At 53.2% G+C, this 14636-nt stretch carries 14 protein-coding genes and 1 pseudogene; 8 read left to right on the top strand and 7 right to left on the bottom strand.

Annotation, left to right across the window (positions count from 1 at the left end; all coding sequences use genetic code 11):
• Nucleotides 1-11: 11 nt before the first annotated feature.
• Together KDD30_RS24860 and KDD30_RS24855 are read left to right on the top strand one after the other, a co-directional pair.
• Nucleotides 12-1069, top strand: a pseudogene (locus tag KDD30_RS24860) (alpha,alpha-phosphotrehalase); the annotation flags it as partial.
• Entirely contained in the window at nt 1052-1696 is a 645-nt protein-coding gene (locus tag KDD30_RS24855) for an alpha-amylase family glycosyl hydrolase (RefSeq protein WP_371826092.1), read from the top strand. The pseudogene KDD30_RS24860 and the gene KDD30_RS24855, both read left to right, overlap by 18 nt.
• A gap of 72 nt (nt 1697-1768) precedes the next feature.
• Here KDD30_RS24855 and KDD30_RS10105 read toward each other — a convergent pair whose 3' ends face one another.
• Complete coding sequence (locus KDD30_RS10105; protein WP_211645756.1) at nt 1769-2407, bottom strand: LysE family translocator; 639 nt, start codon at nt 2405-2407, stop codon at nt 1769-1771.
• Between the two features lie 138 nt (nt 2408-2545).
• The gene (gene yccS, locus KDD30_RS10100) at nt 2546-4726 is read right to left on the bottom strand and encodes a YccS family putative transporter (protein WP_211645755.1); all 2181 of its coding nucleotides are present in this window, start codon (nt 4724-4726) and stop codon (nt 2546-2548) included.
• Between the two features lie 156 nt (nt 4727-4882).
• Here yccS and helD point away from each other — a divergent pair, with 156 nt between their 5' ends.
• Nucleotides 4883-6967 carry a DNA helicase IV gene (helD, locus tag KDD30_RS10095; protein WP_211645754.1) on the top strand — a complete coding sequence of 695 codons (2085 nt, stop codon included), beginning with the start codon at nt 4883-4885 and terminating at the stop codon, nt 6965-6967.
• A gap of 33 nt (nt 6968-7000) precedes the next feature.
• Here the strand turns inward: helD and KDD30_RS10090 are convergent, their stop codons facing one another.
• From KDD30_RS10090 to KDD30_RS10075, 4 genes are all read right to left on the bottom strand, one after another.
• A complete protein-coding gene (locus tag KDD30_RS10090; protein ID WP_211645753.1) occupies nt 7001-7981 on the bottom strand; it encodes an alcohol dehydrogenase catalytic domain-containing protein in 981 nt (326 codons plus the stop codon).
• Between the two features lie 155 nt (nt 7982-8136).
• Nucleotides 8137-8346, bottom strand: a complete 210-nt coding sequence (locus KDD30_RS10085) for a hypothetical protein (protein ID WP_211645752.1) — start codon at nt 8344-8346, stop codon at nt 8137-8139.
• A gap of 19 nt (nt 8347-8365) precedes the next feature.
• A complete protein-coding gene (locus KDD30_RS10080) occupies nt 8366-8824 on the bottom strand; it encodes a methylglyoxal synthase (RefSeq protein WP_211645751.1) in 459 nt (152 codons plus the stop codon).
• 179 nt (nt 8825-9003) lie between these two features.
• On the bottom strand, nt 9004-9858 hold the full coding sequence (locus KDD30_RS10075) for a hypothetical protein (RefSeq protein WP_211645750.1): 855 nt from the start codon (nt 9856-9858) through the stop codon (nt 9004-9006).
• Between the two features lie 224 nt (nt 9859-10082).
• Here KDD30_RS10075 and KDD30_RS10070 point away from each other — a divergent pair, with 224 nt between their 5' ends.
• Entirely contained in the window at nt 10083-10535 is a 453-nt protein-coding gene (locus KDD30_RS10070; RefSeq protein WP_211645749.1) for an RNA-binding S4 domain-containing protein, read from the top strand.
• A gap of 105 nt (nt 10536-10640) precedes the next feature.
• On the opposite strand, the gene mobB is transcribed toward KDD30_RS10070, so the two are convergent.
• On the bottom strand, nt 10641-11159 hold the full coding sequence (gene mobB / locus KDD30_RS10065) for a molybdopterin-guanine dinucleotide biosynthesis protein B (protein WP_211649828.1): 519 nt from the start codon (nt 11157-11159) through the stop codon (nt 10641-10643).
• A gap of 123 nt (nt 11160-11282) precedes the next feature.
• Here mobB and KDD30_RS10060 point away from each other — a divergent pair, with 123 nt between their 5' ends.
• From KDD30_RS10060 to KDD30_RS10045, 4 genes are all read left to right on the top strand, one after another.
• Nucleotides 11283-11792 carry an O-acetyl-ADP-ribose deacetylase gene (locus tag KDD30_RS10060; protein WP_211645748.1) on the top strand — a complete coding sequence of 170 codons (510 nt, stop codon included), beginning with the start codon at nt 11283-11285 and terminating at the stop codon, nt 11790-11792.
• A 435-nt stretch (nt 11793-12227) separates the two neighbouring features.
• On the top strand, nt 12228-12722 hold the full coding sequence (locus KDD30_RS10055) for a hypothetical protein (RefSeq protein WP_211645747.1): 495 nt from the start codon (nt 12228-12230) through the stop codon (nt 12720-12722).
• Between the two features lie 117 nt (nt 12723-12839).
• A complete protein-coding gene (locus KDD30_RS10050; RefSeq protein WP_211649820.1) occupies nt 12840-13925 on the top strand; it encodes an endonuclease/exonuclease/phosphatase family protein in 1086 nt (361 codons plus the stop codon).
• 8 nt (nt 13926-13933) lie between these two features.
• Entirely contained in the window at nt 13934-14542 is a 609-nt protein-coding gene (locus KDD30_RS10045) for an alpha-ketoglutarate-dependent dioxygenase AlkB (RefSeq protein WP_211645746.1), read from the top strand.
• Nucleotides 14543-14636 lie beyond the last annotated feature (94 nt).

Raw genomic sequence — 14636 nt, 5'->3', positions numbered from 1 at the left:
GGCTAGGCACGATGAAACAAACGGAACAACCTTGGTGGCGTACGGCCACCATTTATCAGATTTATCCGAAAAGTTTTGCCGACAGCGGCAATCAGGGCACCGGAGATATCAACGGTATCATTCAGCGGCTGCCTTATCTGCAGACACTCGGCATCGATGCAATCTGGCTGACGCCCGTCTATGCCTCGCCGATGATCGATAACGGCTATGATATTTCGGACTATTACAGCATCAATCCTGATTTTGGCACCATGGCCGACTTTGACCGCTTACTGGATGCCGCGCGTCAGCGGGGAATCCGGATCATCATGGATATTGTGGTGAACCATACCTCGACTGAACATGCATGGTTCCAGCAGGCGTTATCGGATAAAAACAGCCCGTACCGGGATTACTATATCTGGCAGGATGCGGTCGATGGCCGTGAGCCCAATAACTGGCAGTCAAAGTTTGGCGGCAATGCCTGGGAATGGCATGAAGCCACACAGCAGTATTACCTGCATCTGTTTGCCAGAGAGCAGGCGGATCTGAACTGGGAAAATCCGGCGGTACGTGAAGAAGTCAAGCAGGTGATTCGTTTCTGGGCGGAGAAAGGGGTGGATGGATTCCGGCTGGATGTCATCAACCTGATTTCCAAACAGCAGGACTTCCCTAGTGATGACCAGGGAGATGGTCGCCGTTTTTATACCGATGGCCCAGAGTGCATGAATTTCTGCAGGAAATCAGCGCGGATGTTTTTCAGAAATATGGCTCGGTGACGGTGGGCGAAATGTCTTCCACCACACTGAATCATTGCCAGCAATATTCTGCCCGAGACGGCCGGGAGTTGTCGATGGTGTTCAACTTTCATCACCTGAAAGTGGATTATCCGAACGGCGAAAAATGGCAACTGGCGCCGATGGATTTTCCCGCCCTGAAGGCATTGTTCAACCACTGGCAGCAGGGCCTGCACAATCAGGGCTGGGGGGCTCTGTTCTGGTGTAATCATGATCAGCCGCGTGTGGTCAGTCGCTTTGGCGATGATGGGGTCTATCGGGAGCTGTCCGCTAAAATGCTCGCCACCTCGCTGCATCTGATGCAGGGCACGCCGTATATTTATCAGGGGGAAGAGCTCGGGATGACGAATCCAGGTTTTACTGAGATTTCGCAGTACCGGGATGTCGAAAGCCTGAACATGTACCGGATTCTGACCGAAACACAGGGCATGTCTTCTCAGCAGGCGCTGGCGATTCTGGCACAGCGCTCACGGGATAATTCCCGGACACCAATGCAATGGGACAACAGTGCCCATGCCGGATTTACTGCGGGTGAGCCGTGGATTGATGTGGCTGAGAACTACCCGCAGATCAATGCGGCGCAGGCACTGGCGGATGATCAGTCGGTGTTTCACTATTACCGCCAGTTGATCGCGATGCGAAAACAACTCGGGGTGATTGTGGACGGCGATTACACAGACTTGCTGCCAGCGGATCCGGCGCTGCATGTCTACCGTCGGCAAACACAGCACCAGACGCTGATTTGTCTGAACAACTACAGTGCCGAGCCGGCTGAATTTTCGCTCCAGGCGCTGTCTTCGCTGGATCTCAGTCAGGGGCAGGTGGTGTTGTCGAACTATGATGATGAAACCGCGTTACAACCGGCTGCGACGGGCTCTTTGCGGCCCTATGAAAGCCGGGTCTGGCTGTTCGGACACTGAGGATAGAGGCGTAGCAGGAAAACGGATGATGAATGAAAAATGCCTCCAGAATGTGGCGGCATTTTTTCAGGTTCAGACTTGCGGCAACTGAGACGCCAGCAGCCAGACTGCAAGGAGAATGAAGATGCAGCCCATAAACCGGTTCTGATTGGCCCGGAACTTCGGGTTTTTCAGCAGAGGCTGGCCCAGAGTCCCGGCCAGTACGACCAGCAACAGGTTAAACGCCAGTCCCATCACATTGAGCAACAGGCCCAGTGCCAGCATTTGCTCGCCGGAACTGGCTGCAATCTGGCTCGAAACAAACTGCGGCAGAAAGAGCACGAAGAAAATCAGCGCTTTCGGGTTGAGCAGGTTACTGAAGACTGCCCGGCGGTAGAGCAGACGTGCCAGACCCTGCCGGGCCGCCACGGTCGGCGATTCTGCGGGCTGGCTGCGCAGACAGTCCCAGCCCATTTTCAGCAGATAAATACCGCCCAGATAACGCAGGGCTTCCAGTGCCATCGGGTTCATGGCAATCAGTGCTGAAACACCCATGGCCGCCAGCACAGTCAGAATCAGCCCTGAAGTCGCATTGCCTAAACTGGCAAACAGGCCCACTCGTTTGCCATAGCTCAGGCTGGAACTGGCAATTAAAAGCATATCCGGCCCTGGCACAAGCAGCAGGGCAACAACCGCAGTCAGATACAGCGGCAGCGTCGCGAAATCAATCATGATGATGTGTTTAATGAACGGGGTCGAAGAAAGGGCTGGATTTTATACCACCACAGGCATTTTTGCAGAGAAATTATGCCCGTGATGGTTTGATTGGCTGATTTTTTATCACTTCATGGATGATGTTACTGATTCGTTTCAGCTGGCAGGTGCTGCTGCCTGTTGGGTTCTCGCCGCCAGTTTGTTCGCCAGTGAATGCAGCTCCGGCAACATACACTGAATCAGATACAGCTGTTGCAGAATCAGTCGAACAGACTGATCATCCCCTTCCCGCCAGGTGGCCAGTGCCTGTGCCAGACTGCTGTCGGATTCCGGCGGCGGCCCGCATTGTTTACTGCTGAGCTGGTTGGCCAGTGCTTCCAGCTGCAGGTGGATCTGACTGTGCGCCTGTGCGATCAGCTTATGCGTTTTATGCTCATCTAACTGAGTACGGTGCGCGCCGAGTGTTGAAATGTAATTCAGCATGGCGTGATTCAGGGTCAGGAAACGGAAGCATTCCTCAATCGCCAGACGATACCGGCCCGGTTCAGACAGCATGTTACTGATCGCGGTGCTGAGTTGCGCGTCGGTATTGTGGGCTTCGCGACGGGCGACCCGGTAGCTGAGACTGTCTTTTTTTCCGATACGGTATTGTCCGATAATCTGTGCCAGATAATCCCGGTTGGTGGTGACCGCCGTGGCCATGATTTTATGCAGCCGGCGCGACTGCCAGTCGGGCAGGATAAAGGACACCGCGAACACCGCCAGCACACAGCCGATCAGGGTATCTGCCAGCCGTGGCAACACGACGGCAAATCCGGCACCTAACTGACTGAAACAGAACAGTACGAACAGGGTGATAAAGCCGGTTGCCAGCGCATATTGCTGGTTTCTGAGGATAAAAAATGCAATTCCTGCCAGCACCATCAACACCAGTTGGCCTTCTTGCCCCGGGAACAGATACAGCAGTGGCAAGCCGATCAGCAAGCCGCCCAGTGTACCCAGAATACGTTGCGTCAGTTTTTTGCGGGTGGCGCTGTAATTGGGCTGGCAGACAAACAGGGTCGTCAGCAAAATCCAGAATCCCAGTTTCAGATCCAACAGATGAATCACCCCGTAACCGATCGTCAGCGCTGTCGCGATCCGAATGGCGTGACGAAATAACTGGCTGTCGGTGTGCATCTGGTTTTTGAGGCGTTGCCAGAGTCCGGGCAGGGTATGGGCTTCTGAATCCGCCAGCTCAGTATCTTCCGGCGCATCGGAAGCATCCGGGTTGTTCAGATTCGCCAGCTGGCGTTCAACGGTGGCCAGATTACTGAACAGATAATCGAGTTGAGTCAGATAAGCACGCCATGCCGGATTGTGCCGGGCTTTCAGATAATCCAGCGACTCTTTCAGCTCATCCAGTGCCAGACGATTCTCCAGACTGTGGCGGTAATAATGTCCCATAGCGAGACACTGACCCACTTGCCGGCAGGCGCTGGCTTGCTGCTTCAGCAAATCCTGAAAGCGAAACAGAATATCACTGCGACGAAACGCACGGGCTAAATCCTGATACCGCTGATGGGAGGAACTGACACGCTCATGAATGTCCTGCGCATGAAAATACAGGCTGAGATAGCGGTGTCCGCGCTGGTTTGGCTGAACGCGCTTGGCCCGGTTCAGCAGCGTCATTTTGGACAGATTCAGGGCAGCAACGACTCTGGCATTGCTGTTGGCGGCCTGAATCCGGAGCTGCTGAGGCTCCAGATTTTCGACCGGACGAAACCAGTGACTTTTGTCGTCCAGATAATCGGCCAGCGCATCGAAAACATTCGCCAGCCCCTGCTGAAGCGCCTGATTTGGCCAGAAGATTTGCCATAACAGAGCCAGAAGTCCGTAGCCTGCTGCGCCGGACAGTAACAGGGTGGGCTGATACCATAAATTCTGACTGTTCTCGGCACCGAGCATGGTGTAAATCGCCAGCAGCAGCGACGCAAAAGCAATGCTGGCGTAGCGGGTGCCCATGGCGCCCAGCATGATGAAGGCAAAACTGGATGAAAACAGCCCGATGGCAAACAGAACCGGATAATCGAACAACAATTCGACAGACAGCGAGGCAATCAGAAAGCACAGCAGTGTCATGATCAGCGCTTTGATTTTTCCGGTCAGATTATCGTCGGTTTCGGCCAGCGCCGAGGCGATAATGCCTAAAACCAGTGGCGTGACGGCTGTCGTTGCATTGAGATACCAGCAGGGCACAACCGCACCCACCAGTGCAATGGCAACCCGGGCACTGTGATGGAAACGTTCTTTAGCCCAAAAACGACGAAAAGTAGACTGTAAAGCGAGTTTTATCATGAGTCATCCGCCAGCGCTGAATCCAGTCTGGAAGTTTGCCGGAGACAGCGGATATTTTTGTCTCAAATTTTACGTAAATAAGGTGCTTACCGCTATGGTCAGTGTACAGTTCTTGATAATCTTCTTGCTGAGAGAAGCAAGGTGTCAGGAAACAGAATGCGATTAACAGCCAACTGGCTTGCACAATGGTTAGTGCAGGGCGATTTTTGCAGCATTGCGCTGGATGAAGAAGAAGTCCGACTGGAAAGTCTGACCCATCAGGAAGTGGTGTCCTTCGATGACTGGGACGGCTCCGTGACTTTGCACCGTGGCGTGATGTGGGGTGCGATGGAGCTGATGTCCGCCGACCAGAACGACAGCTGGACGATTCACGGCTTGCCCTGGGCTGAATGCAAACATTTTGCCGAACACCTGGTGAATGCGTACCGTGAGTGGGCGCAGGGTCGGGTGGAAAAACTCGATCAGCATTTACCTCAGATGCTGACGCAGATTGAAAACTTCACGACTCAGCACAATTACAAACGCCGTTCTCAGCACCTGAATCTACAGCATGCCCTGCATTATGCTCTGCAAGACACCGGACTGACCGATGAGCTTGCTGCCTCATTCCGGCCGCTGGCCTTTGAGCAAATCTCGCCCTGGCTGACCGATAACCGGGAATGGGTGGCGGCGACTAACCAGCAATGGATTGAGGAAGAAACCGGGAAATGGGCTTCCTGGTTTGACCGCTTCGAATCGTCACCACTCAACGCTTCTCAGCGCGAGGCTGTGCTGCTGAATGAAGATCATAACCTGATTCTGGCGGGAGCCGGATCCGGTAAAACCAGTGTACTGATGGCCAGAGCCGGTTATCTGCTGGCCAGCCAGCAGGCTGATCCTGAAGATATACTGTTGCTGGCCTTTGGCCGTAAAGCTGCGGAAGAAATGAGTGAGCGACTGGCTGATAAAATCGGAAAGCCTGTGCGTGTGGCCACTTTTCACAGCCTGGGATGCCAGATCATTCAGGCTGTTGAAGGCACTCTGCCTGCGGTTTCGCCCCTGGTGCTGGATGACGCCGCCCGGCATGAATGGCTGTCGGCGATGCTGAAAGATCAATGGCAGCAGGAAGCTTCAGCCAAGCGCTGGCAAAAACATCTGACACAATGGCGGATTCCCGGATTTCGCGGGGATAACTCGATGGAAGAACAGGCCCGCAGTGAACCCTTACTGAACTGGGTCTGGCGGCATATTGAACTGATCAGTCAGCATGGCGGGAATAAATCGGTGTTGTCTGCGCTGGTGGACAGCGATTTGGGCAACACAGACAAAGCGCAGATGAAAAGTGAGCTGGCTTTGTTATGGCCGTGCTACAAAACTTACAGTCAGTATCTGAAAGCCAACCGCCAGATTGATTTCAATTCAATGATTCAGGCGGCGACCGACTACATTCAGCAAGGCAAGTTTACGCCGCCCTGGCGCTTTGTGATGGTGGATGAATATCAGGATATTTCTCCACACCGGCTGAGTCTGATTGAAGCGATTTGCAAGCCGCACGGCGACCAGTCTCTGGCTCCCTCGCTGTATGCGGTGGGGGATGACTGGCAGGCAATTTACCGGTTTGCCGGGGCTGATGTGAATCTGACTACGGGTTTTGAATCGCGATTCGGCGCCAGCCAGGTGATGGAACTGGACACTACCTACCGGTTCAACAATATGATCGGTGAGGTGGCGAACCTGTTCATTCAGCAAAACCCACAGCAACTGAAAAAATCGCTGAAAAGTTTCAGGAAACAGAAGCGAAAAGCGGTGACGCTGCTAGCGCAGGACTTGCTGGAACAGGAACTGGTCCAGTTGGCTGCCAAAGTGAAACAAGAGGCCCAGGTGCTGCTGCTGGGTCGGAATCACGACCAGAAGCCGGAGAAACTCGCGGATTGGCAGGCGCAATGGCCGCAGCTCAACCTGCAGTTTATGACTTGCCATGCCAGCAAAGGGCGTGAAGCCGATTTTGTCTTCATTCTGAATGTGAACCGGGGGGTATTCCCGGCGCTGGACCGGGATCGCGGGCTGCTGGCCTGTCTGCAGTCCGGTGGCAATGACGGCATTGCGGATGCCGAAGAGCGTCGCCTGTTCTATGTGGCGATGACCCGGGCAAAAGAGCAGGTTTGGATTTGTGCAAACCCGGAGACCCTGTCTCCTTTCGTGAATGAGCTGATTGAAGACCGTTATCCCGTCTTTAATAAAATCAAAAAAGTCAGCCGCTGAGCCGGGAAGTGTCTCCCTGCGGTTTCGGCTGCGTCAGTCGTCCAGCACCACGACCAGCTTGCCACTGTGCTTCTGGTCGTGCAGCATCTGCAGACCCTGCTTCAGATCCGCAAAGGGGATCAGTTGATTCAGCATGGGGTCGAGTTTTCCTTCCGCCACCAGATTGCTCAGGTTATTTCCCATGTCGGCCAGATGATGAATATCTTCGGGCGCGCCGTGGGCATAGGTTGCGTGCAGCGCGACTTCATGCATGCTGATGGCTTTCGTTGTTGCCAGTAAAGGCACCTGATTGAACTGATCCGCAACCATGACGATTTGTCCGTTGTAGCGGATCAGGGCGCTCATCACACTGCCGGAGCGGGCCGAGACGCAGTCAATCACGGCGTGCAGAAGCCTGTCTTCGGTCAGTTCAATGATTTTCATCGCGACATTGTCTTCGGTATCAATCACCGCATCCACGCCATAGCTGAGTAATCGGGCATGGTGCTGTTGCGCCGCAATGGCATAAACGGTTGCGCCTGCCAGTTTGGCGAGCTGTGCGGCGAATCCGCCCACACCGCCGCCAGCCCCGGTAATGGCGATGCGCTGGCCTGCCGCCAGGCGCAATTTGTCGTACACCGCCAGCCAGGCACTGTATCCGGCTGAAGGGAGCGCCGCGGCCTGTTCAAAGCTGACTTCAGCAGGCAGGCGGCTCAGGGCATCGGTTTTGCTGCAGACGTACTCTGCAAAGCCGCCACACTGGCGGGGATCAAGAAAGGTAAAGACCCGGTCGCCCGGTTTATATTGATGGACCTGTGCCCCGACCGCTTCAACGGTGCCAGCGATGTCCATCCCAACGATTTGCGGATAGTCCCAGGTGGCGTATCCCCAGCTGGCCAGTTTATAGTCGATGGGGTTGAGCCCGGCTGCGGCAACCTGAATCAGAACCTCATCGGGGGCGGGTTTTGGCCGTGAACGGCGCGTGAGTTGCAGGCTGTTCAGGCCATCCGGTTCAGTCAGAGTCCATGCTTTCATAAACCACCATGTAGGTAATACCAATCGCAGTAAATCACTGGTCATCCTAGCTTGTTCAATTGTTCGATAACTGCGTTAGATTTTTTGATTGTAGAATCACTACTTATCTAAAAAAACTGCCTTGTTCTCAAACATTTCCCCTGCGCTATTTCTGATCATTGACTTACTTTGATTGGTATAAGAATTTGTTTTCGTGGTGAATTGTTGTGATCAACAAATTCTAAGCATATACCTAAAATTTCGGATTTGCCGTGTGGCGGCTGAAGACGTTTTTTGTCATCTGCAAACAGAGAGAACAAATCAGCAGTTGGGGTGGCTTTGGTGCGATGGGGAGTGAAGATGACGGCCGAGATCCAGGCCGCCATGTCTGTGCTTTGGGGTTGTTCAGGTCAGACGTTCTGCAAGATATGCTTCATAGTCCGGAATCTCGATGGAGACTGCTTTGTCCATCATGGACGATTCAATCATAAAATTGGCGCTGGCCCGGTTGGTGGCCACTGGGACGTTCCACACCGCAGCAATGCGCAGCAGCGCTTTGACATCCGGGTCGTGCGGTACGGCGTTCAGGGGATCCCAGAAGAAAATCATCATATCAATCTTTCCTTCACAGATCAGCGCACCTAATTGCTGGTCTCCACCCATCGGGCCACTGAGCAGGCAGTTCACCGGAAGCCCGGTTTGTTTGGCCAGCAGGTGACCTGTAGTGCCTGTTGCATACAGGGTGTGTTTTAAGAGCTTTCCTTTATGCTCTTCAACCCAGCGCTGAAGGTGGCTTTTGCAGTTATCGTGTGCGACCAGCGCAATGTGTTTCTGGGCCTGCATTTGTCGGGTGGTTGCTTGCATGACTTACTCCGTTGGATCCTTATCAACGCGTAAGATACTAAGCGCGCTGTCATTAGCTTGTCCAGTGAATATCCCGGACAGGTAGGCTGGGGTGTCAGAAGCATGAAGGACGTTGTAAAAATGCCTTCAGACCTTGCCATTCTCGAAGGATGCTGGGTGCAGTCTGAAGGCGGTTTGACTCATTCGTGATGGTAAGTGATTAATTGATCAAAGCGTTCATGGCCGTGCAGGGTTTCAAAATCCTGCTCTTCCCGGGCCAGTTCCCGCAGGAAGGCGCTGCCCAGAATCGCTTGTTCCAGATCGGAAACCGCCTGATCTTCTGCGCCCAGACAAGCATAAGCACAGGCCCGCTGATACAAGGCATTGGCGTTGGTGTTATCGACTTCAAGCACCCGGTTACAGATACTCAGTGCCCAGTGGAATTCACGAATTTCCATGGCGGCATCCGCTTTGTGGGTCAGAGCTTCCAGATCGCCGGGACGCAGCTTCAGGATTTCATCATAGACTTCCATTTTCTGCTCTGCCGTTTGCGAGCTTTGCGCCCGCAGCCAGAGGTTATGCACCTCGTTGATAATTTCAATCTCTTTATTGTTCTGCGCAATAATCCGGGTTTTCCGTTTCAGATCCCGTTCAAGCACCTGGAATTTTTTCTCGTATTGTTCGGTGATTTCCTGCAACTGCTGGTCGGCCATTTTCTTGGTATTGACTTTGATTTCCTTCAGCGATTGCCAGCCGACAAGCGCAATCAACGAAGCGGCTCCGGCAATCAGATAAAAGAAATAAGTCACGGTCACATTGGCGTAGTTCAGGGATTTGTCAGCTACGGCGAGTTCACGGTCGGTAAAAGAAATCGTGAGTCGTCTTTCCAGATCCTGCTGGTCTTGCCGGAGCGATTTCAGTTCGTCCAGAATATACCGTTCCATGAGTGGCTTATCTAACGCAGCTTGCTCTGAATAAGGCAACGACTCTTCCTGAGCCAGCGCTGGTAGCGCAAAAAGAAGGCAGAATACAGCGGCATACAAGCATTTGAGCATGATTTTTTTCCTTGTCACTTGGCACGGGCATGAAGCATGTCACAAGCATAACGTATTGAGATCGTTATCTCTAATTGGGGGCCAAAAACCAAGAGATTGTCTGTGTTTTGCATGCGGATGAATCAATTTTGTCGGATCCCGGGCCGTGATGCCGGAATCTTACCCGGTCCTGAGACAGAGAGTGGTATACTCACGGCATTGACCGTCGAAACAGGCAGAACATTGTGAGTCAGGATCAGGAAATTGAAGTGGAAGCGCTGGGCATTGAAGTGTCGGCGCATCCGATTGAATTGTATAAAGTGCTGAAAATTGCCAATGCCGTTGGTGGCGGTGGTGAAGCCAAAATGGCCATTGCGGAAGGCTATGTGGCCGTGAATGGTGAACTGGAACAGCGCAAGCGCCGCAAGGTTTACGATGGCGATGTGATTGAGTTTAATGGTGAATTCTATCTGGTGATTTGTGACCAGCCTGTGACGGAAACCGTCAGCAAGTCTGCTGCCGAGAAGCCGAAAACAGAAAAGCCGAAAGCAGAAAAGTCGGCACACAAGCGACCCGCCATATCGTCCGGCAGCAAATCGGCGAAAACAAGTAGCAAACAGAAATCCGGCAACCGGCCATCCGCGACCATCGGGAAAGACTCCGATCAGCAAACCGGCCGGAAACGCCTGATGTTCTGATGTGCCTGCTTTTGTGTGCCTTGATGCGCTGACTGAAAAACGCCTGTAAAAGCAGACGAACGCATGCCCGGCATCTCAGATGCCGGGCATGCCAAATGAACGTCTTCAGTCATTCTCTTCCCGAATTCTTTTCAATATAAACGCCGCCACCTGCTTCGGCTGATTCAGGTCCAGAACGGGTAACGGGTGCGTTGTGCCCGGTTCACTGGTGGCAATGGCAACAATGTGCTCATCCTGTGGATAGAGCAGAGGCTTGCCATAGACCGGACGGTGAATTTCAATTTTTTCAATTGGCTGATCGCGAAATCCTTCCACCAGAATGAGATCCAGCTTGCGGTGATCCAGTTGCTGCAAACACTGCTGCAGATCCGGTTCCCGGGGGTCTGATTCCGGATATTCAAAAAACAGAATATGACGGTGTGGCGTTGCCAGCAACAGCTGGTCGCTGCCTGCATGGCGCAGACGGTAACTGTCTTTGCCCGGCGTATCCGGCTCCACATCGTGATGGCTGTGTTTCAGGAGACCGACCCGCAGACCCTGCTGTTTCAGATACGGAATGACCTGTTCTATCAGCGTGGTTTTTCCCGACCCGCTGAATCCGGCAAAGCCGAGGATTGGAGGCATCATAAAGCTCGCTTTGATCTGTTTTGAATGCGACGCACTAAAATAACATGAGAGTCAGTCATGACACAGGCACTTTCTGAGTCAGTTCAGCTTCTCTTGTGTCAGATCAAACCGGAGGCAAACATGGCAGATTTGTTGGTGTGGCAAGGAGATATCACCACGTTGTCGGTGGATGCAATTGTAAATGCGGCGAATCATACTTTGCTTGGCGGGGGCGGGGTTGATGGGGCAATCCACAAAGCGGCCGGGCCGCAATTACTGTCAGCCTGTCGTCGTCTGAACGGTTGTCAGACCGGGGAGGCGAAAATCACACCGGGATATCAGTTGCCGGCAAAATGGGTCATCCATACGGTCGGGCCAATCTGGCAGGGGGGCGACCAGCATGAGCCCCAATCTCTGGCCGATTGTTATCGCCATAGTCTGATGCAGGCTGAAGACGTGGGAGCACGGACGATCGCTTTTCCGGGCATCAGCACGGGCGTGTACGGTTTTCCCAAGCAGCAGGCAGCTGAAATTGCGGTCGCAACCGTACGCCATACCCTTGAAGCACAGGCGCTGCCGGAGAAAGTGTATTTTGTCTGTTTCAGTGATTCGGATACTGAAATTTATCAGCGGCTGCTCAGGATGAATTAAATTGTATCAATCCTGCGTCAAGCAAATGAAATTGCGGGTAAAGCGCCAAGCTGGGTCTAAAGTTAATCAGGTAAGTTGTAAACGTGTAATACCAATCGCAGTCAATCACTGGTCATCCTAGCTTGTTCAAATGTTCGATCACTGCGTTAGATTTTTTGATTGTAGAATGACGACTGATCTAAAAATCTGCCTTGTTCTCAAACATTTTTCCTGCGCTATTTCTGATCACTGACTGACTTTGATTGGTATGACAATCAGGCGCAGTGCGGTATTTTGGATTCGTTCTCAGGACCGGGAGCGGCAGGAGCCAATATACCTGAAGTACTGAAGAAGGCAGTGTCCGTACCGGTATATCTGCATGCGTTGCGTGCCGATCAGGATGGAACCGAATGTGGCCGGTGGATGGACCTAAAAATAAGCATCAGGGAGAGTGCAATGTGGGCAACACTCGATTTTGAAGCGTCAGGATTATCTGACCAGTCTTATCCTATCGAAGTCGGATATATTCTGCCCGATGGCAGTGGTCGCAGTATCTTGATCAATCCGCTGACTGCCGGGGATGTCTGGCAGTTCTGGGATAATTATGCCGAGCAGCAAATCCACCAGATCTCACGTTCAGAGCTTGAACAGCATGGGATGCAGGTTCTGGAAGTTTGTCAGCATCTGAACAGTGTGCTGGGGCAACTTGAATATGTTTTTTGCGACAGCCAGTGGGACCTCTTCTGGCTGGGGCGGCTGTACCATGCCGCACACATGCGGCCTTCCTTCAGACTGACGGAAGTGGGTTTATGGTTGCAGCAGGAAAATGGCATCGACCGTGCCTCTTTTCAGCGTGCGCTGGAAGAGTTGGGCCCATCCAGGCATCGGGCAATGCATGATGCCCGGCAGATTCACCAGGCCATCAGCAGTTTGGTGAAAATTCCAGGTTAGTGGCTGCTGGAGACTGGGTTCAACTCCGCGTACAATCTGAACAGGCCTTTCATTTCAGTTTGTTGGGAGTTCGTTGTGCCATTACCAACTTTACGCATCGGCGTTTTTAACGTCGCGATGTCGGATCCGGTGCCCGGCCGGATCCGGGAAAAACTTGCGGAACCAGGCCATCTCAGATTTTCTCGTATTGCGGCAATGATTCAGCGCATTCAGCCGGATGTACTGCTGCTGTGCGAATTTGATCATCCCGGTGAAGGGGGGGATGATGGCAGCTTGGATGACTTCTGCCGCTATTATCTGGCCGAGCCACAACACGGCCAGGTCGCTATCGATTATCCCTACCGTTACTGTCCGCCATCGAACACCGGATTACCCAGTCCCGTTGATTTAGACGGCGACGGGAAACTGACTCTGCCGCAAGATGCGCAGGGCTTTGGGTTCCATCACGGCCATTTTGGATTTGTGGTGCTTTCCAGATACCCACTGATTGAATCGAATATCCGCAGCTGGCAGCAGTTTCTCTGGCAGGAGATGCCGGAACATCTGATGCCAGAAGATTACTACAGCCCGGAAGCAGCGCAAGCGATCCGGCTGTCCTCGAAAAACCACGTGCTGATCCCGGTTCAGGTTGGGCCGCAACGGTTTAACTTGTTGTGCGCGCATCCGACGCCACCGGTTTTTGACGGCCCCGAACGACGCAATGCCCGCCGGAACCATGATGAGTTACGGTTGCTGACGGACATCATCGGAAATGAAGCGTATCTGATCGACGATCAGGGCCGTGCTGGAGGAATATTGCCCGATGAAGCTTTTGTGCTCATGGGCGATCTGAATGCTGACATGCACGATGGTGAAGGCATGGTGCTGGCTTTACGCCATCTGCTGTATCATCACCGGATCCATCGTGTTGTCAGCGAGGGAAAACTGACCCCGAAAAGCCTTGGTGGCCGATTTTTCCGGCCCTGGAAATTGCGCCGGGGCAGAAGTGCGGAATGGACGCATTTAGGCGGCCTGAGACTGGACTATGTATTGCCTTCCTCTGACTTCGATATCATGAACAGCGGGGTTTTCTGGCCGGATAAAAAAGATCCGCTCCGACGGCTGGTGGCCGGAGAAGATGGCAGAGAGCGTGCCGAAATCAGTTCGGATCATCGCCTGGTCTGGGTGGATGTCCGATTACCCGCTCAGCCTTCCGGCCTGTGAGCAGCGTGATGAATCTGGATTTGTTTGCACCCGAGTCAGAGCCGGGGGAATGGCTGGACATTCGGGGCGGCCGTCTGTTCTGGGCGCCTCATTTCTTTCAGGCCAATGAAGCCAATCAATATTTTTCGGTCCTCCGGCAAGCGCTGGACTGGAAACAGGAAGCCATCTCCCTGTATGGCAAATCAGTACTGCAGCCGCGTTTACAATGCTGGTGCGGAGAAGCGCAATACACCTATTCCGGGTTAACGATGCAGCCGAATCCCTGGACGCCGGCGCTGTTGGCCATCAAAGTGGCCTGTGAAAGGGTCGCGCAATCCCGCTTTAACTCGGTTCTGGCCAATTTGTATCGCGATGGTCAGGACAGCATGGGCTGGCATCAGGATAACGAGCCAGAGCTGGGACCAGCCCCGGTGATTGCTTCAGTCAGTTTGGGCGAAACCCGACGGTTTTTGCTGAAACATGGCAAGACATCAGAAAAAATTGAGTTTCAGCTCGGCCATGGTTCACTGTTGATCATGGCGGGCGACACCCAGTCCAACTGGATTCACAGTGTTCCGAAAACACAACAGCGGTGCAACGAAAGGATAAACCTGACCTACCGCTGGATTCAGGAATAAATTGGGCGCCGGTGGTTCAGCCGCAGTTGTTTCTGTGTATTCAATGACATCAAGCTGACTTCACTGCAATCAGTCACTGCTATGATGTTCGCAT

Source organism: Photobacterium sp. GJ3 (assembly GCF_018199995.1).
Classification (GTDB): domain Bacteria; phylum Pseudomonadota; class Gammaproteobacteria; order Enterobacterales; family Vibrionaceae; genus Photobacterium.
Note: the sequence above shows the minus strand (reverse complement) of the source record. Positions and strands in the feature narration are given on the sequence as shown.